This window comes from Rhodococcus sp. BP-160 (assembly GCF_019836205.1).
GTDB lineage: Bacteria > Actinomycetota > Actinomycetes > Mycobacteriales > Mycobacteriaceae > Rhodococcoides.
Genome location: NZ_JABUEK010000003.1, coordinates 309,944 through 333,675, shown reverse-complemented (window position 1 = coordinate 333,675; position 23,732 = coordinate 309,944). Strand labels below are relative to the sequence as shown.

At 69.5% G+C, this 23,732-nt stretch carries 27 protein-coding genes; 23 read left to right on the top strand and 4 right to left on the bottom strand.

Annotation, left to right across the window (positions count from 1 at the left end; translation table 11 throughout):
* Window positions 1–3: 3 nt before the first annotated feature.
* The 3 genes from HQ306_RS13415 to HQ306_RS13405 all read left to right on the top strand — a co-directional run bounded on the left by HQ306_RS13415 (window position 4) and on the right by HQ306_RS13405 (window position 2,734).
* Entirely contained in the window at window positions 4–759 is a 756-nt protein-coding gene (locus tag HQ306_RS13415) for a phosphoglyceromutase (protein ID WP_027504492.1), read from the top strand.
* A gap of 105 nt (window positions 760–864) precedes the next feature.
* Window positions 865–2,034 carry a cell wall metabolism sensor histidine kinase WalK gene (locus HQ306_RS13410; RefSeq protein ID WP_027504493.1) on the top strand — a complete coding sequence of 390 codons (1,170 nt, stop codon included), beginning with the start codon at window positions 865–867 and terminating at the stop codon, window positions 2,032–2,034.
* Between the two features lie 16 nt (window positions 2,035–2,050).
* Window positions 2,051–2,734: a response regulator transcription factor gene (locus HQ306_RS13405; protein WP_027504494.1), complete on the top strand. Its 684-nt coding sequence runs from the start codon at window positions 2,051–2,053 to the stop codon at window positions 2,732–2,734.
* 80 nt (window positions 2,735–2,814) lie between these two features.
* Here HQ306_RS13405 and HQ306_RS13400 read toward each other — a convergent pair whose 3' ends face one another.
* Both HQ306_RS13400 and HQ306_RS13395 read right to left on the bottom strand, forming a co-directional pair.
* Window positions 2,815–3,684: a DUF559 domain-containing protein gene (locus HQ306_RS13400; RefSeq protein WP_222631913.1), complete on the bottom strand. Its 870-nt coding sequence runs from the start codon at window positions 3,682–3,684 to the stop codon at window positions 2,815–2,817.
* 123 nt (window positions 3,685–3,807) lie between these two features.
* Window positions 3,808–4,608 (bottom strand): hypothetical protein, encoded by an 801-nt coding sequence (locus HQ306_RS13395; protein WP_027504496.1) that lies wholly within the window; start codon window positions 4,606–4,608, stop codon window positions 3,808–3,810.
* 154 nt (window positions 4,609–4,762) lie between these two features.
* On the opposite strand from HQ306_RS13395, the gene HQ306_RS13390 reads away from it, so the two are divergent.
* The 10 genes from HQ306_RS13390 (at window position 4,763) to HQ306_RS13345 (ending at window position 13,293) form a co-directional block, all read left to right on the top strand.
* Window positions 4,763–5,719: a Ppx/GppA phosphatase family protein gene (locus tag HQ306_RS13390; RefSeq protein WP_027504497.1), complete on the top strand. Its 957-nt coding sequence runs from the start codon at window positions 4,763–4,765 to the stop codon at window positions 5,717–5,719.
* Window positions 5,716–6,732, top strand: a complete 1,017-nt coding sequence (locus tag HQ306_RS13385; protein ID WP_222631911.1) for a hypothetical protein — start codon at window positions 5,716–5,718, stop codon at window positions 6,730–6,732. Before HQ306_RS13390 ends, HQ306_RS13385 begins: the two co-directional genes overlap by 4 nt.
* The gene (locus HQ306_RS13380; protein WP_231476212.1) at window positions 6,729–7,583 is read left to right on the top strand and encodes a sugar phosphate isomerase/epimerase; all 855 of its coding nucleotides are present in this window, start codon (window positions 6,729–6,731) and stop codon (window positions 7,581–7,583) included. Before HQ306_RS13385 ends, HQ306_RS13380 begins: the two co-directional genes overlap by 4 nt.
* Before the next feature lie 104 nt (window positions 7,584–7,687).
* Window positions 7,688–8,428, top strand: a complete 741-nt coding sequence (locus tag HQ306_RS13375) for a MerR family transcriptional regulator (protein ID WP_261769953.1) — start codon at window positions 7,688–7,690, stop codon at window positions 8,426–8,428.
* Window positions 8,425–9,276, top strand: a complete 852-nt coding sequence (locus HQ306_RS13370) for a thioesterase family protein (RefSeq protein WP_027504500.1) — start codon at window positions 8,425–8,427, stop codon at window positions 9,274–9,276. The genes HQ306_RS13375 and HQ306_RS13370 overlap by 4 nt, the downstream gene beginning before the upstream one ends.
* 61 nt (window positions 9,277–9,337) lie before the next feature.
* On the top strand, window positions 9,338–10,153 hold the full coding sequence (proC, locus tag HQ306_RS13365; RefSeq protein ID WP_056441616.1) for a pyrroline-5-carboxylate reductase: 816 nt from the start codon (window positions 9,338–9,340) through the stop codon (window positions 10,151–10,153).
* Between the two features lie 123 nt (window positions 10,154–10,276).
* Window positions 10,277–10,522, top strand: a complete 246-nt coding sequence (locus HQ306_RS13360; RefSeq protein ID WP_027504502.1) for a helix-turn-helix domain-containing protein — start codon at window positions 10,277–10,279, stop codon at window positions 10,520–10,522.
* Window positions 10,523–10,785: 263 nt separating this feature from the next.
* A complete protein-coding gene (locus HQ306_RS13355; protein ID WP_003402602.1) occupies window positions 10,786–10,887 on the top strand; it encodes a 30S ribosomal protein bS22 in 102 nt (33 codons plus the stop codon).
* Window positions 10,888–11,077: 190 nt separating this feature from the next.
* Window positions 11,078–12,190, top strand: coding sequence for an NAD-dependent epimerase/dehydratase family protein (locus HQ306_RS13350; RefSeq protein WP_261769952.1), 1,113 nt, complete (start codon window positions 11,078–11,080; stop codon window positions 12,188–12,190).
* Window positions 12,187–13,293: a lysophospholipid acyltransferase family protein gene (locus HQ306_RS13345; protein ID WP_222631906.1), complete on the top strand. Its 1,107-nt coding sequence runs from the start codon at window positions 12,187–12,189 to the stop codon at window positions 13,291–13,293. Before HQ306_RS13350 ends, HQ306_RS13345 begins: the two co-directional genes overlap by 4 nt.
* Here the strand turns inward: HQ306_RS13345 and HQ306_RS13340 are convergent.
* A complete protein-coding gene (locus HQ306_RS13340) occupies window positions 13,290–14,780 on the bottom strand; it encodes a phytoene desaturase family protein (RefSeq protein ID WP_308115352.1) in 1,491 nt (496 codons plus the stop codon). The genes HQ306_RS13345 and HQ306_RS13340 overlap by 4 nt on opposite strands.
* A gap of 50 nt (window positions 14,781–14,830) precedes the next feature.
* The gene (locus HQ306_RS13335) at window positions 14,831–15,796 is read right to left on the bottom strand and encodes an HAD family phosphatase (RefSeq protein WP_222631034.1); all 966 of its coding nucleotides are present in this window, start codon (window positions 15,794–15,796) and stop codon (window positions 14,831–14,833) included.
* Window positions 15,797–15,976: 180 nt separating this feature from the next.
* Here HQ306_RS13335 and HQ306_RS13330 point away from each other — a divergent pair, with 180 nt between their 5' ends.
* From HQ306_RS13330 to HQ306_RS13285, 10 genes are all read left to right on the top strand, one after another.
* On the top strand, window positions 15,977–16,237 hold the full coding sequence (locus HQ306_RS13330) for a glutaredoxin family protein (RefSeq protein ID WP_222631902.1): 261 nt from the start codon (window positions 15,977–15,979) through the stop codon (window positions 16,235–16,237).
* A 200-nt stretch (window positions 16,238–16,437) separates the two neighbouring features.
* A complete protein-coding gene (locus HQ306_RS13325; RefSeq protein WP_037184687.1) occupies window positions 16,438–17,319 on the top strand; it encodes a redox-sensing transcriptional repressor Rex in 882 nt (293 codons plus the stop codon).
* Entirely contained in the window at window positions 17,316–18,710 is a 1,395-nt protein-coding gene (locus HQ306_RS13320) for a glutamyl-tRNA reductase (RefSeq protein WP_056441625.1), read from the top strand. The genes HQ306_RS13325 and HQ306_RS13320 overlap by 4 nt, the downstream gene beginning before the upstream one ends.
* Before the next feature lie 29 nt (window positions 18,711–18,739).
* A complete protein-coding gene (gene hemC / locus HQ306_RS13315) occupies window positions 18,740–19,738 on the top strand; it encodes a hydroxymethylbilane synthase (protein WP_027504508.1) in 999 nt (332 codons plus the stop codon).
* The gene (locus HQ306_RS13310) at window positions 19,731–19,940 is read left to right on the top strand and encodes a hypothetical protein (RefSeq protein WP_155956936.1); all 210 of its coding nucleotides are present in this window, start codon (window positions 19,731–19,733) and stop codon (window positions 19,938–19,940) included. The genes hemC and HQ306_RS13310 overlap by 8 nt, the downstream gene beginning before the upstream one ends.
* Window positions 19,937–21,499, top strand: a complete 1,563-nt coding sequence (locus tag HQ306_RS13305; RefSeq protein ID WP_027504509.1) for a bifunctional uroporphyrinogen-III C-methyltransferase/uroporphyrinogen-III synthase — start codon at window positions 19,937–19,939, stop codon at window positions 21,497–21,499. Before HQ306_RS13310 ends, HQ306_RS13305 begins: the two co-directional genes overlap by 4 nt.
* A 69-nt stretch (window positions 21,500–21,568) precedes the next feature.
* Entirely contained in the window at window positions 21,569–22,543 is a 975-nt protein-coding gene (gene hemB, locus HQ306_RS13300; protein WP_222631900.1) for a porphobilinogen synthase, read from the top strand.
* Window positions 22,540–23,205, top strand: a complete 666-nt coding sequence (locus HQ306_RS13295) for a DUF5336 domain-containing protein (protein WP_222631898.1) — start codon at window positions 22,540–22,542, stop codon at window positions 23,203–23,205. Before hemB ends, HQ306_RS13295 begins: the two co-directional genes overlap by 4 nt.
* Before the next feature lie 89 nt (window positions 23,206–23,294).
* On the top strand, window positions 23,295–23,432 hold the full coding sequence (locus HQ306_RS13290; RefSeq protein ID WP_155956937.1) for a hypothetical protein: 138 nt from the start codon (window positions 23,295–23,297) through the stop codon (window positions 23,430–23,432).
* A 57-nt stretch (window positions 23,433–23,489) separates the two neighbouring features.
* Window positions 23,490–23,699 (top strand): hypothetical protein, encoded by a 210-nt coding sequence (locus tag HQ306_RS13285; RefSeq protein WP_027504511.1) that lies wholly within the window; start codon window positions 23,490–23,492, stop codon window positions 23,697–23,699.
* The last annotated feature ends 33 nt before the right edge of the window (window positions 23,700–23,732 follow it).

Genomic DNA, 23,732 nt, shown 5'->3' with positions numbered 1-23,732 from the left:
GGCATGAGCATCGGAACTCTGATCCTTCTCCGCCACGGCGAGAGCGAGTGGAACGCGTCCAACCAGTTCACCGGATGGCAGGACGTGCGCCTGACCGCCAAGGGTGAGGCGGAGGGGAAGCGTGCCGGCGAGCTGATCAAGGAGGCCGGTGTGCTTCCCGACGTGCTGTACACATCGCTTCTGCGTCGCGCCATCAGCACTGCGAACCTCGCGCTCGACGCGGCCGATCGGCACTGGATCCCGGTCGTCCGCGACTGGCGTCTGAACGAGCGGCACTACGGCGCACTGCAGGGTCTCGACAAGGCGGCGACCAAGGAGAAGTACGGCGACGAGCAGTTCATGCTGTGGCGTCGTAGCTACGACACCCCGCCGCCCCCCATCGAGGTCGGCTCCGAGTACAGCCAGGACGCCGATCCGCGCTACGCCGATCTCGACAGCGTGCCGCTGACCGAGTGTCTGAAGGACGTCGTCGAACGCTTCGTTCCGTACTACGAGGACGTCATCGTCCCCGAGCTGCGGGCAGGGAAGACGGTCATGATCGCCGCCCACGGCAACTCGCTGCGCGCCCTCGTCAAGTACCTCGACGGCATCTCCGACGCGGACATCGCGGGGCTCAACATCCCCACCGGCATCCCGCTGCAGTACGACCTCACGGAGTCGGGCGACAAGCTCGTTCCCACCGTGCCGGGCGGCACCTACCTCGACCCGGAGGCCGCTGCGGCCGGAGCCGCGGCAGTGGCGAACCAGGGCAAGAAGTAACGACTCGATGAACGCGGTGCGAACGTGCGCCGGACGTGCGGTGACGGCCGGAAAACCCGGCCCACCGTGCGTCGGTGCACGGTCGTGTGACCGTACGATCGGCCCGTGACCACTCCGACCGTCGTACTGATCGCCGCCGTCGCGGCGTTCGGTGGGTACCTCGTCGGTGGAGTGCTGATCCCGTATCTGAACTCCCGCCACGTCCTGCGTCAGACCCGCGACAACGGGCTGACGATGTCCCAGGTCCTCGACCTCATCGTGCTGGCCGCGCACAGCGGTATCGCCGTCGTCGACCAGTTTCACGACGTCGTGCTGTTCAATCCGCGCGCCGAGGAGCTCGGTCTCGTCCGCGGTCGGTCGCTCGACGATCGGGCCTGGAAGGCCGCCACCAGGGTCCTCGAGACCGGTGACCACGTCGAGGTCGACCTCACGGTTCTCGACGCCCGCGGGCGCGCCGGCATCGCCGTGAAGGGGCACGCGCAGCTGCTCTCCCAGGAGGATCGCCGGTTCGTCGTCCTGTTCGCCGACGACGACTCCGAGCAGGTCCGCATGGAGGCCACGCGGCGGGACTTCGTCGCGAACGTCAGCCACGAACTCAAGACCCCCGTCGGCGCCATCAGCCTGCTGGCCGAGGCGCTGCTGCAGTCGCGCGACGATCCCGAGTCGGTGCAGCGCTTCGGTGAGCGGATGCTCGACGAGTCCACGCGCCTGGGCAACATGGTCAGCGAACTCATCTCGCTGTCCCGGCTGCAGGGTGCCGAGAAGCTCCCCGATCTCGACGTCGTCGACGTCGACACCGTGGTCAAGAGCGCGCTCTCGCGTTCGGCCCTCAAGGCCGAGGCCACGGGCATCGTCGTCACGACTGACCGACCGAGCGGACTCGAGGTGCTCGGCGATCAGACCCTGCTGGTCACCGCACTGTCCAACCTCGTCGAGAACGCCATCGCGTACTCCCCGAAGGGGTCTCCCGTGTCGGTGACGCGGTCCCTGCGTGACGACGATGCGACGGGCCCACAGAGCATGGTGGCCTTCTCGGTCACCGACCGCGGCATCGGCATCGCCAAGGAGGACCAGGAGCGCGTGTTCGAGCGCTTCTTCCGCGTCGACAAGGCGCGGTCGCGGGCCACCGGCGGTACCGGTCTGGGACTGGCCATCGCCAAGCACGTCGCCGCCAACCACAACGGCCGCATCGAGCTGTGGAGCAAGCCTGGGACGGGCTCGACCTTCACGCTCCTCATTCCTGCTCACATCGAAGACGACGGCGAGCCGTCATGACCGAGAAGGACACCCCATGACGAGCGTGCTCATCGTCGAAGACGAAGAATCGTTGGCCGACCCGCTGGCGTTCCTGCTCCGCAAGGAAGGTTTCGACGCGACCGTCGTCGGCGACGGCCCCTCCGCCCTCGCCGAGTTCGATCGCGTGGGAGCGGACATCGTCCTGCTCGACCTCATGCTGCCGGGCATGAGCGGCACCGACGTGTGCAAGCACCTGCGCAGCCGCTCCGGTGTGCCGGTCATCATGGTCACCGCGCGCGACAGCGAGATCGACAAGGTTGTCGGCCTCGAGCTCGGTGCCGACGACTACGTCACCAAGCCGTACTCGTCGCGCGAACTCATCGCCCGCATCCGCGCGGTCCTGCGCCGCGGATCCGACACCGAGGAGATCGACGACAACAGCATCCTCGAGGCCGGGCCAGTGCGCATGGACGTCGAGCGCCACGTCGTCATGGTCGGCGGGCAGCAGATCACGTTGCCGCTCAAGGAGTTCGACCTGCTCGAGTACCTGCTCCGCAACTCCGGACGAGTGCTCACCCGCGGACAGTTGATCGACCGTGTGTGGGGCGCCGACTACGTGGGCGACACGAAGACGCTGGACGTCCACGTGAAGCGGTTGCGCTCGAAGATCGAGACGGACCCCGCGAAGCCCGTGCACCTCGTCACGGTGCGTGGACTGGGGTACAAGCTGGAGGAGTGAGGCCGTTCGGTTTCGGCGAGTACGTCGAAAGTGTCGCTGCGGATCCGTTGATCACGACACTTTCGGCGTATTCGCGGACATCAGGCGGCGAGTAGCCGGCGGACACGACCGACCAGGACATCAGGTTCGCGCCGCACATCGTCCGACGTGATCTGCAGAACGCGCCAGCCTTCATCAGCGAGCAGCGCAAGACGGGCCTTGTCGCGTCGGACGCTATCGGGCGTTCCGTGGAATTCGTCGCCGTCGTATTCCACCGCGAATCGTCGTGCTGGCCAAGCGAGGTCGAGATAGAAGATGCCGAGTCCGTGCATCACGGGCCACTGCAACTCGGGTGCCGGAAGGTGGCCGTCGTGCAGCACCAGGCGGGTCTCCGACTCCATCGGTGAGCCGGATCTGCAGTCGACGAGCGGTGCGAGGCGGCGGACCTCGACGATGCCCCGCCGGCCCCGTTGCGAGACGACAGCCCGTTCCAGCGAGCGGGGACTACAGCCCACCTGCGCCGCGGCATCGAGAACGGCGAGCGCGCGACCGGGAGAACGTTGCCGTGCGACCTCGACAGCAGTCCAGGCCGGCTCCACGACCAATCGCGTGCCGACCGCCACCAGTGGTGCACCCCGCCGCTGATGCACCACTACCCCTGGTCTGCTCTCGATGCGCCGATCGTCCGGCTCCACCACATGTAATTGCTGCGTCTGGTCGAGGTCGAAACCGTGCATCGCCGCCGCCGTGTCCATGGATGCGGCGACCCGCGTTCCGAGCTCGATGCTCAGAGCGTCGAGTCGCGCCGAGACAGGGAGCGTTCCGACCGCGTACAGCCCGTGCCGTACGCGGGTCAGCTGACGAGTGTGCACCAGCCACCGCACGCGGCTCGGGGACATGCGTCGGAGGAGATCGGTCGTGTGCAGGAAGCCGCCGTTGGCTCTCATTGCGTCGACGAGTGTGGGGTCCATGGCGCAGACCGTCACGAGCTGCACCGACAGGCGCCGCGTCGATCGAGCAACTCGCCAGTGCCGTGGGGATGACGGGGTGCCTGTGGATGAAGCTTGACCAAGCCCCGCGGGGCATTGACGGGACTACGTGCGCTGAGCCTCGCGGGTCGCGGGGTGCACGGCGATCAACCCCAAGCCTTGTCGACGACGGCACAGCGCGGCGAGTTCGGTGTAGACGTCCTTGCCGAGCAGCTCCGTCAGCTCTGGCGCGTACGACTGCCAGACCGCCTTCGAGCCGACGTGTGCGTCGGGGGAGGCGGTGCAGTACCAACTGAGGTCGGCGCCGCCCTCACCCCAGCCACGTCGGTCGTACTCGCCGACGACGGTCTGCAGGATCTCGACACCGTCGGGGCGCGTCACCCAGTCCTGGGTGCGGCGGATGGGCAGCTGCCAGCAGACGTCGGGCTTCACCTCGAGAGGTTCGACGCCGGTGCGCAGCGCCATCCGGTGCAGTGCGCACCCGATGCCGCCCTCGAAGCCCGGTCGGTTGAGGAAGATGCACGCTCCCTTGTACTTGCGGGTGCGCAGCGCCTGCTCGCCTTCGAGATCGTCGACCTCCACGAAGCCTTTCTTGCCGTGTCCCTTGTCGAAGAACTGCCAGTCGTCCGGCGTGAGCATCTCGACGGAGGCGACGAGCTTGGCGTGGTCGTCGTCGTCCGACAGGAACGCCCCGTGCGAGCAGCACCCGTCGTCGGGCCGATCGGGGACCGTTCCCTGGCACGCGGGGGTTCCGAAGACGCACGTCCAACTCGACAGCAACCACGTCAGATCTGCGCGGACGACGTGCTCGGGGTTGGTCGGATCGACGAACTCGACCCACTCGCGCGGGAAGTCCGGCGCCACCTCGGGTGCGGGATCGAGTTTGTGGGTCGCCGCGGGTTCCAGCACGTCCGCGGGCCGTCCGGTGGCCTCCCCCGACCGCCGTCCGGCCTCGTCGCCCACGCTCGTCGTCTGCTTTGCGGCCCGGCCGGCCTCCGGCCTACCCGCCTTCTCAGCACGTGTCACAAGCCACGACGCTAGACCCAGTACGGTGTTCCCTGTGCGGTTAGGGGTGCTCGACGTCGGAAGCAACACGGTTCATCTGCTCGTGGTCGACGCTCACCGCGGCGGTCACCCGACACCGATGAGCTCCACCAAGGCTGCCCTGCGCCTGGCGGAGAACACCGACGACGCCGGTGACATCACCCAGTCCGGCTCCGATCGACTGGTGCGGACGGTCGCCGACTTCTCGTCGATCGCCACATCGTCGGGCTGCGGCGAGCTCATGGCCTTCGCCACGTCGGCCGTCCGCGACGCACGCAACTCGACCGCCGTGCTGAACCGAGTGCGTGACGAGACCGGCGTGAGCCTGCAGGTTCTCTCCGGCGAGGACGAGTCGCGACTGACGTTCCTGGCCGTGCGTCGGTGGTACGGCTGGAGTGCCGGGCGCATCCTCGACCTCGACATCGGCGGCGGATCCCTCGAGCTCAGCACCGGGATCGACGAGAACCCGGACGTGGCGATGTCGCTTCCCCTCGGGGCCGGCCGACTGACGCGCGACTGGCTGGCCGAGGATCCTCCCGGCAAGCGGCGGGTCGCCGTGCTGCGTGACTGGCTCGACGCGGAACTCGTCGAACCGGCGAAGAAGCTGCTCGAGCCGGGGCTGCCCGACCGGGCGGTGGGAACGTCGAAGACGTTCCGCTCGTTGGCTCGATTGACCGGCGCCGCTCCGTCGGCTGCCGGCCCCCGTGTCGTCAGGACCCTGACGGCCGACGGTCTGCGTCAGGTCATCTCGTTCATCTCGAGGATGACCTCGGCGGACCGTGCAGAATTGGAAGGCGTGAGCGCGGATCGATCACGACAGATGGTGGCCGGAGCACTGGTCGCCGAGGCGAGCATGCGCGCGCTGTCGATCGATTCGTTGGAGATCTGTCCGTGGGCGCTGCGTGAGGGATTGATCCTGCGCAAGCTGGACACGGAGACGTTCGGCGATGTGGTGGAGACTCGAGAGACATGAGTGACGACAACAACGGAAGTGGCGCGGCCGACACCGGACAGGTGTCGGTGGCGGAACTGCTCGCGCGCAACGGCGCCAAGGTGGACACGCAGTCCGGTGGCGGTCGACGTCGACGCGGCATGGCCGGCGGTATCTCCGTCGCCGAGCTGACCGGCGAGATCCCGATCGTCCGCGACGAGCCCCCGGCCGAGGCGCCCGACGACGAGACCGACGCGTCGCCCGAGACCGAGTCGCCGCAGGACCAGCCGCGGCAGGCCGAGGCCGAGGAGTCGACCCGCGACGCCGAGCCCGAGCGGCCCGCCCCGGCACCCGAGCCCACACGGACCACGCCCCGGATCGACGACCGCCGCCGTGAGCAGCAGGCCCGCCCGACCCCCGCGTTCGGTGCCGCCCGTTCCGCTCGGCCCGAACCCGCGCTGTTCTCCGGCGCTCCGTCCGTGGCGGTCGACCGCCTGCGCGCCTCCACCGAGGAGCGTGCGCTCGCACCCGAGCGGCCGGCGCAGGAGCGTCCCGCTTCCGATCGGCCCGGCGCTCCTGAGCAGCAGCGGTCGACGCCGGCCGAGCCGGAGGTCGACGCCGACGAGGTCACGGCCGAGAACGACGCGGTGACCACGATCGTCCCGGCAGTGACCGAGGATTCCGAGAACCCGGACACGATCGCCACCGACACGGCCGACGAGGCCGATCTCGCGACCCCCACCGATGCGGAACCCGTCGAGGACGCACCGGTGGCGCCGTCGAAGTCCCGCAGCCCGGTCAAGCAGTGGTTGTCGCTGATCGGCCAGGGCATCGTGGCTATCGTGCTCGGCGCGCTCCTGTTCAAGGGGTTCGAGCGACTGTGGGAGATGCTGCCCTGGGTCGCCCTGGTCCTCGCGTTCTTCGTCATCGTCGGACTCGTGGCCGTGGTGCGTGTGCTGCGCCGCACCGACGACATCGTGTCGATCCTGCTGGCGGTGGTCGTGGGCGGATTCGTCACTCTGGGCCCGCTGGCCTTCATGCTCAGCACCACGTGACGACGCCCGGTCGCCGGCACGTTCCGGTGGGGTTGTCCACGGCCTCGGTCTATCCGCAGAACACCGAGTCCGCGTTCCGCTTCGCCGCGGAACTCGGCTTCGACGGGATCGAGCTCATGGTGTGGGCCGAGCCGATCAGCCAGGACGTCGGTGCGATCAAGCAGCTCAGCCGCGCGTACGGCGTTCCGGTTCTGGCGCTGCACGCACCGTGCCTGCTGATCACCCAGCGGGTGTGGGGTTCGGATCCGGTCTCGAAGCTGGTGCGCTCGGTCCACGCTGCCGAGGCGCTCGGCGCGTCCACCGTGGTGGTGCACCCGCCGTTCCGGTGGCAACGCATCTACGCCGACGGTTTTCCCGACCAGGTCGCCGAGCTCGAGTCCGACAACGAGGGCATGGTCGTCGCCGTCGAGAACATGTTCCCGATGCGTGCGGACCGGCTCTTCGGTGCGGGCACCGGCTCTGTGAAGCGGCTCGAGAAGCGCGGCGGGAAGCCCGGCATCGGGTTCACCGCATTCGCGCCGTCCTACGACCCGACCGACGTGGGCCACCAGCACTACACGCTGGACTTCTCGCACACCGCGACGTCCGGGCTCGATGCCGTGGCGCTGTCCGAGCGCATGGGCGCCGGGCTCAAGCATCTGCATCTCGCGGACGGCCGCGGCGCCTCCGTCGACGAACACCTCGTGCCCGGCGACGGCACGCAGCCGGTCGCGGAGGTCTGCCAGGCGCTGGTCGCGCGAGGCTTCGACGGTCAGGCCGTGCTCGAGATCAACACCCAGAACGCGCGGACCGCCACCGAGCGGTCGGCCGCACTCGAACGATCGTTGGCGTTCGCCCGGCAGCACCTCTGACGTCCCTCACCTCCGAAGTCCGCACCTCTGAAGCCCGCACCCTCGGAAGTTCGCACCTGGGATAGTGGCACTATCCACTGTGGTCTAGAGTTCGACCGGTGCGCATGTCCGAGCTGGTCGAGCGATCCGGGGTCCCGCGACCCACGATCAAGTTCTACCTCCGCGAAGGGCTCCTCATGCCCGGGGTCGGCGCGGCGACGGTGTCCGAGTACACCGACGAGCACCTCGACCGCCTCCGGTTGATCAAGGCCCTGACCGGCGCCTCCCTTCCTCTCGGACGGATCAGGACGGTGCTCGCGGCCCTCGACGAGGCGACCGGCGACGTCCATCCCGCGATGAGCCGGGCACTCGGTGCGCTCCCGCCCTACCTCGACGACGCGGGGCACGACGGACTCGACCAGGGTCCCGCGCCGCGTACGTCGCGGATCCTGGAACGGCTCGGCCACGCCGCCGCCGATCTCCCGACCGACAGTTCGGCGGCTCGTCAGCTCGACCACTCCCTCGCCGCCGCCGACGCTGCGGGCGTCCCGCTCTCGGACGACGACGTCGTCGCGTACGCCCGTGCCGTCCGCGTGATCGCGGAGGGGGAGTGGGCGCGGGTGCTCGACCACACCGAGCCACGCGCCGCCGTGCGCTTCGCCGTCCTCGGGACGGTGCTCTACGAACCGGTGGTCACTGCCCTGCGCCGCCTCGCGCACCACGACCTCGCCCAGCAGCACTTCGCCCCGACCGGCTCTCCCGACCAACTCACCCGGGCGACCTCCGGCCTTCCCGACCAACTCACCCGGCCGGCCTCCGGCCTTCCCGACCGGCCCCACCCGACGACAGATTCGAGCGACCAGTGACCGACGCCCCGTTCCGCACCCTCACCACACTCGACCGCACCGACACGGATCTGTTCGAGGGCAGCATCGACCCGACGTGGACCATCGGCCCCAAGGTGCACGGCGGCGCCATGATGAGTGTCTGTGCCGCGGCCGCCACTCAGCGTCTCGCGCTGGACGACGACCCGATCGAGCTCACTCCGCTCGCCGTCAGCGCCAGCTACCTCGCGGCGCCCGATCCCGGCCCGGTGACGGTCGAGACGACGGTGCTCAAGCGTGGTCGGCGCGTGGTGCACGTCGACGCGGTGTTGCTGCAGAACGGTCGTCCCGCGGTGCGGAGCGTGGTCACGCTCGGCACGCCGGACAGCGGAGCGCCCGTGCACCAGGAGCACGAGTCGTCCCTGGCGTCGGTCCTCGACATGGCCGTCGAGCCGCCGGACTCGGCCGCTCGAGTGGCGCCCGGTCACCCGATGGCGGACGTCGTCCACGTCGCGACGGGCTGCGACATGCGTCTCGATCCCACCGCCGCGCACTTCCTGACCGGCGCGCAGGGGTCGGCGGAGATCCGCATGTGGGTCCGGCCGCGGCCCGACGACGAGAACGATCCCGTCACCGCGGCGCTGTTCGCCATCATGGCCGGCGACATCTGCCCGCCCGTGACGATGAATCGCGGCCTCTTCGGCTGGGCTCCGACGGTCCAGCTCACGACGTACCTGCGTCACACCCCGGCACCCGGCTGGCTGCGCGTGAAGTCGTCGAGCACCGTGCTCGGCGGTTCCTGGTTCGAGGAGGACCACACCATCGTCGACTCGACCGGTGCCGTGGTGGTGCAGAGCCGACAGCTGGCCATGGTGCCGCTCGCGACCTGAGCCCGACCGAGGGACCGCGACACCCTGCCGATCGCCACCCGCGGCATGGCACGCTGAGCGCATGACGAGAATTGCGGTGATCGGCGGCGGCCGGATCGGTGAGGCGTTGATCGCAGGACTGATCGAGGGCGGGTTGCCCACCGGCAACGTGGTGCTGGCGGAGAAGTACCCGGCCCGCGCGGACGCGGTGGCCACCCAGTTCGGCATCCGGACCACCAGCGTGATCGACGCGATCGAGGGCGCCGACGTCATCGTCGTCGCGGTGAAGCCCGACGACGTCGACTCGGTGATCACCCAGATGTCCAAGGCCGAGCTCAACGGGGAGCGCGAGCAGATCATCGTGACGATGGCCGCCGGCGTCACCGCGTCGCGCTACGAGCCGAAGCTGCCCGCGGGCATCCCGATCGTCCGTGTCATGCCCAACACCCCGATGTTGGTGGGCGAGGCGATGAGCGTGCTGGCCCCCGGCCGCCATGCCCGCTCGGAGCACATCGAGACGGTGCGCAAGCTGCTCGGCACCGTCGGGAAGACGGCCGTCGTGTCCGAGGACAAGATCGACGCGGTCACCGCCGTCTCCGGATCCGGACCCGCCTACTTCTTCCTCATGGCCGAGGCCATGATCGACGCCGCCGTGGGTCTCGGACTGCCTCGCGACACCGCCACGACACTGGTCGTCCAGACGATGGTGGGCTCCGCGGCGATGCTCGATCGCTCGGACGAGTCACCGCAGGAGCTCCGCGCCGGTGTGACGTCTCCCGGCGGCACCACGGCCGCGGCCATCGCCCAGTTGGAGCGAAAGGGCTTCCGAGCTGCGCTTCTCGACGCGATCGACGCCGCCAAGGCGCGGGGAACGGCTCTCGGTTCACCGGTCGAATAAATATTGGTCCCCCCACCCGTCGCTTTTGTCACTCGAGTCCCGCTAAGCTCGCTGCAGCACGTGCGTGTCTGTTCTGCCGGAGGGGAAGCCGGCAGCGCGGGCGTGCCGGAGGTATGTGGATTTATGGAATCCGTCAACAAGCCGTCCGGGTCGAGCAAGAGCTCGTCCCACGACGGCCAACCGGCTGTGGCCGGAACCCAGTTCCTCACGGTGGCAGAAGTTGCCTCACTGATGAGGGTGTCCAAGATGACCGTGTACCGCCTGGTGCACGGTGGCGAGCTGCCCGCCGTTCGTGTGGGCCGTTCGTTCCGAGTGCATGCGAAGGCGGTGCACGACTACCTGGAGACGTCCTACTTCGACGCAGGCTGACGCACGCCTCGTCCCGTCTGTTCCACGTGGAACGGTGCATGCCCGGGGAAGGGCATCGGCACGGTTCACCGGAATCGGACGGTTCGGGCGTGCGCCGCTGCTGCGGAGGCCGGTCGAGAGTGGTCGTGTGAGCTGGGTATGATGGGGCTGAGTCGCGTGAGCGCGCAGTCCCGTCACTGCCGTGTCCGCCGACGACCGAACAGCACCAGCAGCGGTATCAGCAGTGCAGCTGTACAGAGACGAAAGAACGCGAGGACACCCGCATGGGTTCAGTGATCAAGAAGCGTCGCAAGCGCATGTCGAAAAAGAAGCACCGCAAGCTGCTTCGCCGCACCCGCGTTCAGCGCAGGAAATTGGGTAAGTGATCCGGTAGGGATCGCGACGACTTCCGCCCGTGAGGATCGAGTTTCGACCGTCCTCGCGGGCGTTGTCGTATCCGGTCCCGCGGGTGTCGCGTGCCGGTTCTTCTCGTGCCGGAGCGCGCACGCGGGGTTCGTGACACCATGGCGTGTGCGGCGCCGCGCGAGCGGTGGCCACGGGAGAAACCGAGGGGGTCTGGTGAGCTCTGACGACACCGGGCGCGACGCTCCACGTGTCGTGCTCGTCACGGGAGCGAGCCGATTCCTGGGTGGATACCTCACCATGCGACTGGCGCAGAACCCGTCGATCGAGCGGGTCGTCGCCGTCGATGCCGTGGCACCCACCAAGGACATGATCCGGCGGATGGGTCGCGCCGAATTCGTGCGGGCGGACATCCGCAATCCGTTGATCGGCAAGGTCATCCGCAGCGCGGGCGTCGACACCGTCGTGCACGCGTCGCTGCTGTCCCGGCCGCCCAGCGGCGGTGGCCGCACGGTGATGAAGGACCTCAACGTGCTCGGGGCGATGCAGCTGTTCGCCGTCTGCCAGAAGTCGCCGACGGTGCGGCACGTGGTGCTGCGCTCGTCGACGGCGGTGTACGGCTGCAGTGCGAAGGATCCGGCGCAGTTCACCGAGGAGATGGGCGCGCGGTCACGTCCGCAGGGCGGCTTCGCCCGCGACGCCATCGAGACCGAGGGCTACGCCCGTGGGCTGGGCCGTCGTCGTCCGGACATCGACGTCAGCATCCTGCGCAACGCCCCCATGATCGGACCCCGGTTGAACGGATCCGTCTCGCGCTACCTCACCTCGCCGGTCACACCGTCGATTCTCGGTCGCGATGCGCGCATGCAGTTGCTGCACGAGGAGGACGCGCTCTCCGCACTCGAACGCGCCACGTTGGCCGGCCCCGCGGGCACCTTCAACATCGCGGCCGACGGCATCATCATGCTGTCGCAGGCCATCCGCCGAGCCGGCCGCGTGGAGCTGCCGGTGCCCATGGCCCTGTTCCGCACCACCGGCAAGGCGGTGATGGGATCGCTGATGCGCGACTTCTCGGCGGAGCAGCTCGACTACTTCAACTTCGGATGCGGGGTGGACACCACCAGGATGAAGAACGTCCTCGGATTCACCCCACGGTGGACCACCGTGCAGGCGTTCGACGACTTCGTGCGCGGAGTCGCGCTGACGCCCGTGATTCGGCGTGAATGGGTCGACGCGATCGAGAACCGCGTCATCGGACTGTTGGGCGGTGCAACCTCCGGGGTGCACCCGTCGCCCGTGTCGTTGCCGGCCGGAGCGGGAAGGTGACCGACGTGGCCAAAGTGATTCCGCTGCACGGTAAGTCGTTCGATCGCCTCCGGCAGTCCACGCCCGACGGTGGGCCACGCGCCGGCAGCGACCCGGCGGACGTCCGCGGCCGGCACCCCTCGTCCTACGCGTCCCCGTCGCCCTCGCCCTCGATGGTGCCGAGTGTCGAGGTGCCGACGCCTCTGGTGGTGCCCGAGACGGCAGCACCGCATGCGACGCCGGACGTCGGCGAGTTCCCGTCGGCCGTCGAGTCGGTACGGCGTGCGCTCGTCGACCGTGTCGCCGGGGGAGCAGACTTCCTGCGGACACGCCTGTCCGGCGACTACGAGGTCGACGAGTTCGGTTACGACCCCCACTTCGCCGATTCCGTCTGGCTTCCGGCGTTGCGACCGCTGTTCGAGAAGTGGTTCCGCGTCGAGGTGCGTGGGATCGAGAACGTACCCGCCGAGGGCGGAGCCCTGGTGGTCTCGAACCACGCGGGTGTCATCCCGATCGACGGACTCATGGCCTCGGTCGCCATGCGGGATCACCACCCGCAGCACCGCGCGCTGCGCATGCTCGCCGCGGACCTCGCGTTCGAGACCCCGCTGGTCGGCAGCATCGCGCGCCGCGCCGGCCACACCCTGGCCTGCCAACCCGACGCCGAGCGACTGCTGCGTGGCGGCGAGGTCGTGGCGGTGTTCCCGGAGGGGTTCAAGGGCATCGGCAAGCCGTTCAGTGAGCGCTACAAGCTGCAGCGTTTCGGCCGCGGTGGCTTCGTCTCCGCCGCGCTGCGCACCCAGACGCCCATCATCCCGTGCTCGATCGTCGGGTCCGAGGAGATCTACCCGAAGATCGGCGACCTGACGACGCTCGCACGCGTCCTCGGCATGCCGTACTTCCCGGTCACGCCGCTGTTTCCGCATTTCGGTCCGCTGGGTCTCGTTCCGCTGCCGTCGAAGTGGTACATCGAGTTCGGCGAGCCCATCGAGACCACGTCCTACGAGCCGTCCGCCGCCGACGACCCGATGGAACTGTTCGAGGTCACCGACCGCGTGCGCGAGACGATCCAGCAGACGCTCTACCGGCTGCTGACCCGTCGCCGGAACGTCTTCCTCGGCTAGAGGACGTCGGCGATCAGCTCGTCGACGATCTGTGCCGAGAGCGTCACCAGCGGGAGTCCACCGCCGGGGTGCGACGATCCACCGACCAGGAACAGGCCGGGGATCGGCGAGCGATTGGCGGGGCGCAGGAACGCGGCCGTCGCCCCGTTGGACGACGTTCCGTAGATGGACCCGCCCGGAGTCATGGTGCGGCGCATAAGATCTGCCGGGGAGATGATCTCCCGCCACAGCACCCGCTCGCGCACGTCCACTCCGCGCGACGCCATGACGTCGAGAATGTGGTCGGCGTAGCCCTCCGACAGTCCGGGAGCATCCCAGTCGACCAGTGCCGCGGATCCCGTCCCGTGTCGCGCCGCGTTCACCAGGACGAACCAGGCCTCGGTGTCGTCGTCCGGGCGCAGAGCCGGATCGTCGGGGGCGCTGACGTAGACGGTCGGGGCATCGGCGGGGTGCGCCGGCCGCGTGTGGGTGCCGAAGACGGCGTCGAACTCGGCGTCGTAGTCGTCCGGGAACAGCACCCGGTGGTGCGGGGTGTCGGCGTCGCGGCCCCGCAGAGCCAGCAGGATCACGAATCCGGACAGGCTCGCGGTGGTCGCGTCGAGGCGCCGCCGGGCGAGCGCGGTGCGCCGCGTGGCGGGGACCAGAGACCGGTAGACCTGCTCGGCATCGGCGTTCGCGACGACGATGTCGGCCGCGACGGGTCCGTGCGTGGTGTCGACGCCGGTGGTGCGTCCGTTCTCGACGCGCACGCCGGTCACCGTGACACCCGTGCGGATCTCCGCTCCGAGCGACGTCGCGCGGTCGGCGATCGCCTCGGCGATGCGGTGCAGCCCACCGGGAACGTGCCACGATCCCCAGCGCTGCTCGACGTGCGGCACCGTGGCCAGGGCCGCCGGGGCGCGCCGCGGATCCGAGCCGGTGTAGGTGGCGTACCGGTCGAGCATCATCGCGAGCCGCGGATCGGAGAGGTACTGCCGACCCAGATCACGCAGCGACGACCACGGGCTGATGGTGCGGAGGTCGCCCACCCGTCGCGACAACGACACCAGTTCGCGGGGGCCGATGGGCGACTCGAGGAACGCCTCGTGGGTGGCGTCCCAGATCTGCTCGGCACGCCCGGAGAACCGGGACCACTGCGCACCGGCACCGGCTCCGAGCGCCGAGTCCAGAGCGCCGGGGATCTCCTCCGCGCGACCGGGCATGTCCAGCTCGGTGCCGTCGGGAAAGCGGTAGCGACACGCGACCGGGAGCCGGTCGAACGTGAGGTCCGACGGCCCACCGGTCTGCGCGAAGAGATCGTCGAACACGTGCGGCATGGTGACCAGTGACGGCCCGGTGTCGAACGAGAAGCCGTCCCGCCGGACGATGCCGAGCTTCCCGCCCAGATCGTGCGACTGCTCGAGCACGACGGTCTCGACACCGCGGTGGGCCAGGCGGGCGGCCGTGGCGAGTCCGCCGACACCCGCACCGATGATGACTGCTCTCACAGGTAGGCCGGAGGCCGGTCGGGTGGCGGGTAGGCCGGAGGCCGGTCGGTTCATACGTTGCGTCGGCCGAGCACCGCGGCGACGCCGCCGCCGACGGCACCGAGTGCGAGAGCGGTGGGGACGCCGATCTTGGCGGCCTTGCGGCCGGTGCGGAAGTCGCGGATCTCCCACCCGCGGTTCTTCGCGAGCTCGCGCAGGTCCGCGTCGGGATTGACCGCGACGGCCGTCCCGACGAGGGACAGCATCGGCACGTCGTTGTGGCTGTCGGAGTAGGCGGTGCAGCGTCGCAGGTCGAGGCCCTCGCGCACGGCGAGGGTCCGCACGGCGTGGGCCTTGCCGCGACCGTGCAGGATGTCGCCGACGAGGCGCCCGGTGAAGACGCCGTCCTTGCTCTCGGCGACGGTGCCCAGCGCGCCGGTCAGGCCGAGGCGTTTGGCGATGATGGACGCCAGCTCCACCGGGGTGGCGGTGACGAGCCACACCTGCTGGCCGGCGTCGAGGTGCATCTGCGCGAGAGCACGGGTGCCGGCCCAGATGCGGTCGGCGATGATCTCGTCGAAGATCTCCTCGCCGAGCCGCACGATCTCCGCGGTCGAGCGGCCCTCGACGAAGGACAGTGCCTTCTCGCGGCCGGTGCTGACGTCGCCCAGGTTCTCCTTGCCGCTCACGCGGAACTTGATCTGCTGCCAGGCGAACTCGGAGACGTCCTTGGACGTGAAGTACTTGCGGGCCGCGAGCCCGCGGGCGAAGTGGATGATCGACGCGCCCTGCACCATCGTGTTGTCGACGTCGAAAAACGCGGCGGCGGTGAGATCACGCGGAACCGTACTGACGTGGTCGTCGGCGGCCTCGGCGCTCTCGGCCTGCAGCGCGATGGCGGCATCGGCGCTCGCCTCGCCGGCGAGCTTGGCGCGGATCTGGGCGGCGGTGGGGCCGAGGGGATTGCGGATCCGTCGACGGACCTGCTTCTCGGCCGCCTCCGGGTCGACGAGTCGACGTTCCCGCGACTCGTCCATCACCTCGGGCGACTCGGTGAGTTCCGAATCGGGCGTGACAGCAGCATGTGCGTCGTCCGGATCATGCTGATCGGGCACGGTGCACCTCCCCACCTCGACCGGTCGTCCCACGGGCGCGGGCCGTCCCGGTCCTGCCGATCCACCCTAACCGCGTGCGCGAGGCGGTGAGACACTCGACTCATGACCAGCCCGGTACGCACCGTGACGTTGCTGACACGCGCCGGATGCGGGGCGTGCGACGCCGCGCTGCGCGTGCTCGTTCCCCTGTGTGCGGAGTACGGCGTGGCCTGCGAGTCGGTCGACGTCGACGCGGTGGCCCCGCAGGACCCTGACCTGCGGGCGGAGTACGGGGACCGGCTGCCGGTGGTGCTGCTGGACGGCCGCGAACACAGCTACTGGGACGTCGACGTGCCCCGGCTGCGGCGCGATCTGGAGAACTGACCCGGGCCGCTCGTCACCATCGGTGCACGCGGCCGTCGGATCGCCGGGCGCGGGATCGTACTACACGGGTCGGCGACTTTGTTCATCCCTCCACGAGAGGTTACCGTGGAGAGAAGAAAGGGGTCGGCGACGAACCCTGCGTCACAGGTACCACGGTCCTGTGCGTGGCCCGCCGATCCTCGGATGACCGTGGAGACCGCATGCCTGTCATTAGGCGTGCCGTCGGACGAGGAGCCTTCGACGTGACCTCACAACGCCGCCTGCCCGGCGTCGGTATCGCGCGCTCCGGCGCCGTGTCCGACTCCGGCCGCGACGGTGGTGCTGTGTCTCGTGACGGTGGTGCGGTCTCTCGCGCTGTGCCCCAGGCTACGGTCACCCGATTCGCGGGGTATCTCCGGGTACTGAGTTCGCTGACCGACACCCGAGTGATGATCGTCTCGAGCGAGGACCTCGCGACGGCCGCCGGGGTCGGTTCGGCCACGCTGCGCAAGGACCTCTCGTTCCTCGGCCCGATGGGCGTGCGCGGAGTGGGATACGACGTCGCTCGCCTGCGGGCGCGCATCGAGCTGGCGCTCGGTCTGGATCGCGGTCACCGCGTCGTGCTGGTGGGCACCGGCAACCTCGGCACCGCACTGGTGGGGTACGACGGGTTCAGTCGTCGCGGGTTCACGATGGTCGCCCTGTTCGACAGCGATCCGGCCGTCGTGGGCCGCGAGATCACCGTCGGCAACGCCGACGACGGTTACTCGCAGCTCACCGTTCTGCACGTCGATCGGCTGGTCGAGGTCGCCGCCGAGCTCGGCGCCACCGTCGGCGTCGTCGCCACGCCGGACGCTGCCGCCCAGTCCGCCGTCGACGCCCTCGTCGAGGCCGACATCGACTGCATCCTCAGTTTCGCGTCCACCGATCCGGTGACGCCCCCGCACGTCGATCTCCGCCGCGTCGATCTCGCCGTGGAGCTGCAGGTCCTCTCGTTCGCGAACGCCCACAAGGCACCGCGCATCCGTCCCGCCCGCCCGGTCTGTCGTGATCCCCGGACGGTCACCCCCGCTAGTAGAAACGGATCGGTGATAGCACCGTGAGTGTCCTTCTCCTCGGGATTTCGCATCGAAGCGCTCCCGTCTCGGTGCTCGAACGTATCGCTGTCAGCGACACGGAACGCCCGAAACTGACCGACGAGATCATGATGTCGCCGCATGTCTCCGAGGTCATGATCGTCTCGACGTGCAACCGCGTCGAGGTGTATGCGGTGGTCGACGCCTTCCACGGCGCCCTGACCGATCTCGGTGCACTGTTGTCCGAGCACTCCGGTCTCGAGCTCGCCGAGCTCACGAAGTACGCCTACGTGCGCTACAGCGAGGCCGCGGCCGAGCACCTGTTCGCCGTCGCCGGCGGACTCGACTCGATGGTGATCGGTGAGCAGCAGATCCTCGGGCAGATCCGTGCCGCCTACGCGGCGTCGGACGCTCAGCAGGCATCCGGCCGCGCGCTCCACGAGCTGGCGCAGCAGGCGCTGCGCGTGGGCAAGAAGGTCCACTCGGAGACGGGCATCGACAAGGCGGGAGCCTCCGTGGTCTCCGTCGCGCTCGATCGCGCCTCCGACGTGCTCGGTGGTCTCGCGGGCAAGAAGGCCGTCGTGCTCGGCGCCGGCGCGATGGGCGGTCTCTCCGTCGCTCATCTGACGCGCACCGGAATCGGCAGCATCGCGGTCGCCAACCGCACCCAGAGCCGCGCGCAGCACCTGTCCGAGACCGCGGCCGCGGGCGGCGTGACGTCGTTCGCGATCACACTCGACCAGCTCTCCGCGACGGTGGCGGACGCCGACATCCTCGTCACCTGTACCGGTGCGGTGGGTGCCGTCGTGACCATCGCCGACGCCCATCGTGCGCTCGCCCAGCGCGACACGCAGGCTCGCCCGCTGGTGATCTGCGATCTGGGCCTGCCTCGCGACGTCGAGCACGCCGTCGCCGGCCTCCCCGGCGTGACCGTCCTGGACATGGAGTCGCTGCAGCACGATCCCGCGGCCGGCGCCGCGGCGTCCGACGAGCGTGCGGCCCGCGACATCGTGGCCGCCGAGCTCGCCTCCTACCTGTCCGGACAGCGCCTCGCCGAGGTCACCCCGACCGTCACGGCGCTGCGTCAGCGGGCCGCCGAGGTCGTCGAGTCGGAGCTCATGCGGCTCGACTCACGACTGCCCGATCTGGCCGACCCGCAGCGCGACGAGGTTGCCCGCACCGTGCGCCGCGTCGTCGACAAGCTGCTGCACGCGCCCACCGTGCGCGTGAAGCAGTTGGCCACCACGCCGGGCGGCGACTCCTACGCCGAGGCGCTCCGGGAGCTCTTCGAGCTCTCGCCGAGCACGGTGCAGGCCGTCGCGTCGCCGATGGAGGTCGCCACCGCCGTCGACACGGACAATCCCACCGCCGCCCTCGCGGACGACTTCACCCTCTCCCACGAGCGGGGTACGGAATGATCGCGAATGCCGCTGCGCTGGGTGATCGCGTGGTGCGTATCGGTACCCGCGGCAGCCTGCTCGCCACGACGCAGGCCGAGACCGTCCGCGCTGCCATCACGGCCGCCGGTGTCCGCACCGAACTGGTCGTCGTGACCACCGCGGGCGACAAGTCGGCCGCACCGGTGCAGGAGATCGGCGTGGGCGTCTTCACCGCCGCCCTCCGGGAAGCATTGGCGGACAAGACCATCGACGTCGCCGTGCACTCCTACAAGGATCTTCCGACGGCGGAGGACGAGCGTTTCACCATCGGCGCGATCCCGCAGCGCGAGGACGCGCGTGACGCCCTGGTGGCGCGCGACGGACTGGTGCTCGGCGAACTGCCCGCCGGTTCCACCGTCGGCACGTCCGCACCGCGGCGTATCGCCCAGCTGCGCGCACTCGGCCTCGGCCTGGACGTGCAGCCCCTGCGTGGCAACCTCGACACCCGCATCGGCAAGGTCACCAAGGGTGAGCTCGACGCCGTCGTCGTGGCCCGTGCCGGACTGGCGCGGATCGACCGTCTGGACGTCGTCACCGAGGCTCTCGAGCCGGTGCAGTTCCTGCCGGCTCCCGCTCAGGGGGCACTCGCAGTGGAGTGCCGCTCCGACGACCACGATCTGGCTTCCGTGCTCGCGACCCTCGACGATCCCGCGGCCCGCGCCTCGGTGACGGCGGAGCGGGCCCTGCTCGCCGAGCTCGAGGCCGGCTGCACAGCTCCGGTCGGGGCCATCGCCGAGGTCGTCGAGTCCATCGACGAGGACGGCCGAGTCTTCGAGGAACTGTCCCTGCGCGGCTGCGCCGCCGCGGTGGACGGCTCCGACGTGATCCGAGCCTCCGCAGTGGGGCCCGTCGACGACGCCGACGGCATCGGCCGCCGTGTCGCCCGTGAACTTCTCGAACTCGGCGCCCGAGACCTGGTCGCCGTCACCGAGCCCTCCAGTTCGTCCACCGCCGCCTCGACCCAGAGACCGGGCGGTACCGAGAAAGGCGAGTCGATCGATGCGTGAGCAGAGGGCGCTGAGCGTCGTCGGGACCGCGAGCCGACACAGACGTGGCGGCCTGCCCGGGCGACGCGTGACACCCCGTCCGGGACGGTACGAGCGCATCGCCACATCGCGGTTGATCCCCAAGCGGGGTCCCGCCACCGAGATCGAGATCCGCTTCCGCGACAAGTACGCGGAACAGACTGCACTGGAGAACGAATCATGAGCCGAGTCCGCAAGAACACCCCGGGACGGATCCTGTTCGTGGGCTCCGGACCGGGCGACCCGGCCCTGCTCACCGTCCGGGCGAGGGACGCGCTGGCGATCGCCGAGATGGCCTTCACCGATCCCGACGTCGACAAGGGTGTCATCGCCCTGGTGGGCACCGCAGTCCCGGCCGACGCCGAGACGGGCGAGAACGGCGTGGACGTGCGTCCGGCGCTCGGCGAGCCCGCCGAGGTGGCCAAGACGCTGGTCGCCGAGGCGAAGAACGGCCACGACGTGGTGCGGCTCGTCTCGGGTGATCCGCTGACCACCGACTCCGTCATCGCCGAGGTCACCGCCGTGGCGCGGACCCAGGTGCAGTTCGAGGTCGTTCCCGGCCTTCCCGCGGGGTCTGCGGTGCCGAGCTACGCCGGCATGGCACTGGGCTCCGAGCACACCGAGGCGGACGTCCGGGGCGACGTCGACTGGGCGTCGCTCGCCGCGGCACCCGGACCGCTCGTCCTGCACGCGACGTCCGGCCACCTCGCCGAGACCGCCAGTGCGCTCGTCGAGCACGGCCTGGCCCCGCAGACGCCTGTCGCCATCACCGTCCGCGGTACGACGCGTCAGCAGCGCACCGTCGAGGCGACCCTCGCGACGCTGAACGACGCGGGATCCGAGCTCGTGGGATCACTCATCGTCACGGTCGGCAAGGTCGTCTCGCAGCGCAGCCGGATGTCCTGGTGGGAGAGCCGCGCGCTGTACGGCTGGACCGTCCTCGTGCCGCGCACCAAGGACCAGGCCGGCGAGATGAGCGAGCGTCTGGTGACGCACGGCGCCATCCCCATCGAGGTGCCGACCATCGCCGTCGAGCCGCCGCGCAGCCCCGCGCAGATGGAGCGCTCGGTCAAGGGACTCGTGGACGGCCGCTACCAGTGGGTCGTCTTCACCTCCACCAACGCGGTGCGCGCGGTGTGGGAGAAGTTCGAGGAGTTCGGACTCGACGCTCGCGCGTTCTCCGGCGTCAAGATCGCCTGCGTCGGCGAAGCGACGGCCGAGAAGGTCCGCTCGTTCGGCATCAACCCCGAGCTCGTCCCGTCCGGCGAGCAGAGTTCCACCGGGCTGCTCGAGGACTTCCCGCCGTACGACGAGGTCTTCGACCCCGTCAACCGGGTCCTGCTGCCGCGCGCCGACATCGCGACCGAGACTCTCGCCGAGGGCCTCCGCGAGCGCGGCTGGGAGATCGACGACGTCACCGCGTACCGCACGGTGCGCGCTGCGCCGCCGGCCGCCGAGACCCGCGAGATGATCAAGACCGGCGGCTTCGACGCCGTGTGCTTCACGTCGAGCTCCACCGTGCGCAACCTCGTCGGCATCGCCGGCAAGCCGCACGCGCGCACCCTCGTGGCGTGCATCGGACCGAAGACCGCCGAGACGGCCGTAGAGTTCGGCCTGCGTGTCGACGTGCAGCCCGAGACGGCTCAGGTCGGACCGCTGGTCGAGGCACTGGCCGAGCACGCTGCACGACTGCGCGCCGAGGGTGCACTGCCGCCTCCGCGCAAGAAGTCTCGTAGGCGCTGACCCGCCCGTGCGCCCTTTGCGCATCCAGGGATACGCAAAGGGCGCACGGCCGAACGAAGTGAGGGTTCCGTGTTCCCCGTAGACCGTCCCCGGCGACTGCGTCGTACCCCAGCCATCCGCCGGTTGGTGGCGGAGACGTCGCTCGAACCGCGGCACCTCGTGCTGCCGATGTTCGTGGCCGACGGCCTCGATGCCCCGCGCGAGATCAGCTCCATGCCGGGCGTCGTCCAGCACACCCTGGACTCGCTGTCCGCCGCTGCCGACGAGGCCGTGCGGGCCGGAGTCGGCGGTCTGATGCTCTTCGGGGTTCCGCGTCCGGAGGACAAGGACGGACAGGGGTCGATGGCCTCGGATCCCGACGGCATCCTGAACACAGGTCTGCGTCGGCTCCGGGACGGCCTCGGCGACAGCACCGTCCTGATGGCGGACACGTGCCTCGACGAGTTCACCGACCACGGTCACTGCGGTGTCCTCGCCGCGGACGGCAGCGTCGACAACGACGCGACGCTGGTGCGCTACGTGGACATGGCTGTGGCGCAGGCGGAATCGGGCGCTCACCTGCTCGGCCCGAGCGGCATGATGGACGGGCAGATCGGCGCGATCCGCGAGGGCCTCGACACCGCCGGATTCGCCGACGTGGGTCAGCTGGCCTACACGGCGAAGTACGCCTCCGCGTTCTACGGCCCGTTCCGCGAGGCCGTCGGGTCTACGTTGCGCGGCGATCGCCGGACCTATCAGCAGGATTCGGCCAATCGGCGCGAGTCGATGCGCGAACTCGACCTCGACATCGCCGAGGGTGCCGACATGGTGATGGTGAAGCCCGCGATGAGCTACCTCGACATCCTGCGCGACGTGGCCGACGCGTCGCCCGTGCCCGTCGCCGCCTATCAGATCTCGGGGGAGTACGCGATGATCACCGCCGCCGCGCAGAACGGGTGGATCGACCGCGACGCGGCGATCATGGAGTCCGTCACCAGTATTCGCCGAGCCGGCGCCGACATCGTCCTCACCTACTGGGCCACCGAGATCGCGACGCGGCTGTGAACGACCAGCGCCCGGGCGGCAACCCGGAGGACCCTCGCCACGACCCCCACGATCCGCAGGGTCAGCCGCAGTGGGGTCAGCAGCCGCAGTGGGGTCAGCAGCCGCAGGGCAACTGGCACCCCGAGGGTCTGCCCCCGAGTGCGATGCAGCCGATGCGGTCACCGGAGAACAGCGAGGCGCCGGTCGACATCGAGACGGCGCGCCACTTGTGGTTCGGCGTGATCGGCATCGGTCTGCTCTCGATGCTCATCGGGCTCTACTCCCTGTTCACCGACCGTGACGCCTTTCTCGACGCGTTCCTGACGGACCTCGAGGCGCAGGACCCGTCGTTGGCACTGCCGCCCGAGACCGCGGACACCGTGCTCGTCGTGGCCATGGTGTTGTCGTTGATCGTCGGGGTGCTGATCGCTGGGCTCGTCCTCCTGGTGGTGCGGAAGATGCGGGCCGGGAAGCTCTGGGCGCGCGCGGTTCTCACGGCGATCGGCGTGGTCATCGTCGTCACCACGATTCCCACGCTGTTCGGCCTCGGTTCCGGAGGCGCGATCGCCCTGGTCACCGCGGTGCTCGGGATCCTGCAGGCCGTCGCGGCCGCGGGTGCGGTGTATCTGATGCATCGACGCGAGTCGTCGGAGTACTTCCTCTCCCGGAGATCACCGCGCTGACCTGCGACACGCCGTGACAGATGTGACCTGAGTTACAGAAGTGGCGTTATGGTTCTGACGATCGGACACACCCTGATCGGAGGATCTTCATGACCCCACGACAGACGGTCGGGCACGACGCCAACGACCGCCGCAACCCTCTCGCCGAGGTGTTCGCCCTGCTGCTCCTGACGTCTGCCGTGGTGGTGGTCGTCCTCGTCGTCGCCAGCGGCTTCTCGGGCGCCTGAGACGCCCGTCCTGCCTGGTCAGGCTGTCTTTTTGCGTCAAACATCGATCGGTGTATCGTGACCACTGTCACAAGCATTCTGATCAGTACGGAGACAGTGTTGCCCGCCGATTTCTCCTCCACCTCCGCCGGTTCCACGGCGCCTCGCACTCGTATGCAGACCGTCGAGTGCAGCAGTGGCCGACGCGAGTTGTGGTTGCTCGCCATCGTGCTGATCACGGGCATTCTCATGGCTGCCGCAGTGCTTCTGCCGGCCGTCCTCACCTGATCGAGAGACGCCTGGACTCCACCGTGTGGAGGC

Bases quoted from the DNA above. Each gene is read 5' to 3' on its own strand.
- HQ306_RS13360 (WP_027504502.1), top strand. From the start codon at position 10,277: ATGGAATCCGTCAACAAGCCGTCCGGGTCGAGCAAGAGCTCGTCCCAC.
- HQ306_RS13290 (WP_155956937.1), top strand. From the start codon at position 23,295: ATGACCCCACGACAGACGGTCGGGCACGACGCCAACGACCGCCGCAAC.
- proC (WP_056441616.1), top strand. From the start codon at position 9,338: ATGACGAGAATTGCGGTGATCGGCGGCGGCCGGATCGGTGAGGCGTTG.
- HQ306_RS13405 (WP_027504494.1), top strand. From the start codon at position 2,051: ATGACGAGCGTGCTCATCGTCGAAGACGAAGAATCGTTGGCCGACCCG.
- HQ306_RS13325 (WP_037184687.1), top strand. From the start codon at position 16,438: ATGCCTGTCATTAGGCGTGCCGTCGGACGAGGAGCCTTCGACGTGACC.
- HQ306_RS13375 (WP_261769953.1), top strand. From the start codon at position 7,688: ATGTCCGAGCTGGTCGAGCGATCCGGGGTCCCGCGACCCACGATCAAG.
- HQ306_RS13310 (WP_155956936.1), top strand. From the start codon at position 19,731: ATGCGTGAGCAGAGGGCGCTGAGCGTCGTCGGGACCGCGAGCCGACAC.
- HQ306_RS13355 (WP_003402602.1), top strand. From the start codon at position 10,786: ATGGGTTCAGTGATCAAGAAGCGTCGCAAGCGCATGTCGAAAAAGAAG.
- HQ306_RS13330 (WP_222631902.1), top strand. From the start codon at position 15,977: ATGACCAGCCCGGTACGCACCGTGACGTTGCTGACACGCGCCGGATGC.
- HQ306_RS13385 (WP_222631911.1), top strand. From the start codon at position 5,716: ATGAGTGACGACAACAACGGAAGTGGCGCGGCCGACACCGGACAGGTG.
- HQ306_RS13335 (WP_222631034.1), bottom strand. From the start codon at position 15,796: ATGGACGAGTCGCGGGAACGTCGACTCGTCGACCCGGAGGCGGCCGAG.
- HQ306_RS13400 (WP_222631913.1), bottom strand. From the start codon at position 3,684: ATGGACCCCACACTCGTCGACGCAATGAGAGCCAACGGCGGCTTCCTG.
- HQ306_RS13305 (WP_027504509.1), top strand. From the start codon at position 19,937: ATGAGCCGAGTCCGCAAGAACACCCCGGGACGGATCCTGTTCGTGGGC.
- HQ306_RS13415 (WP_027504492.1), top strand. From the start codon at position 4: ATGAGCATCGGAACTCTGATCCTTCTCCGCCACGGCGAGAGCGAGTGG.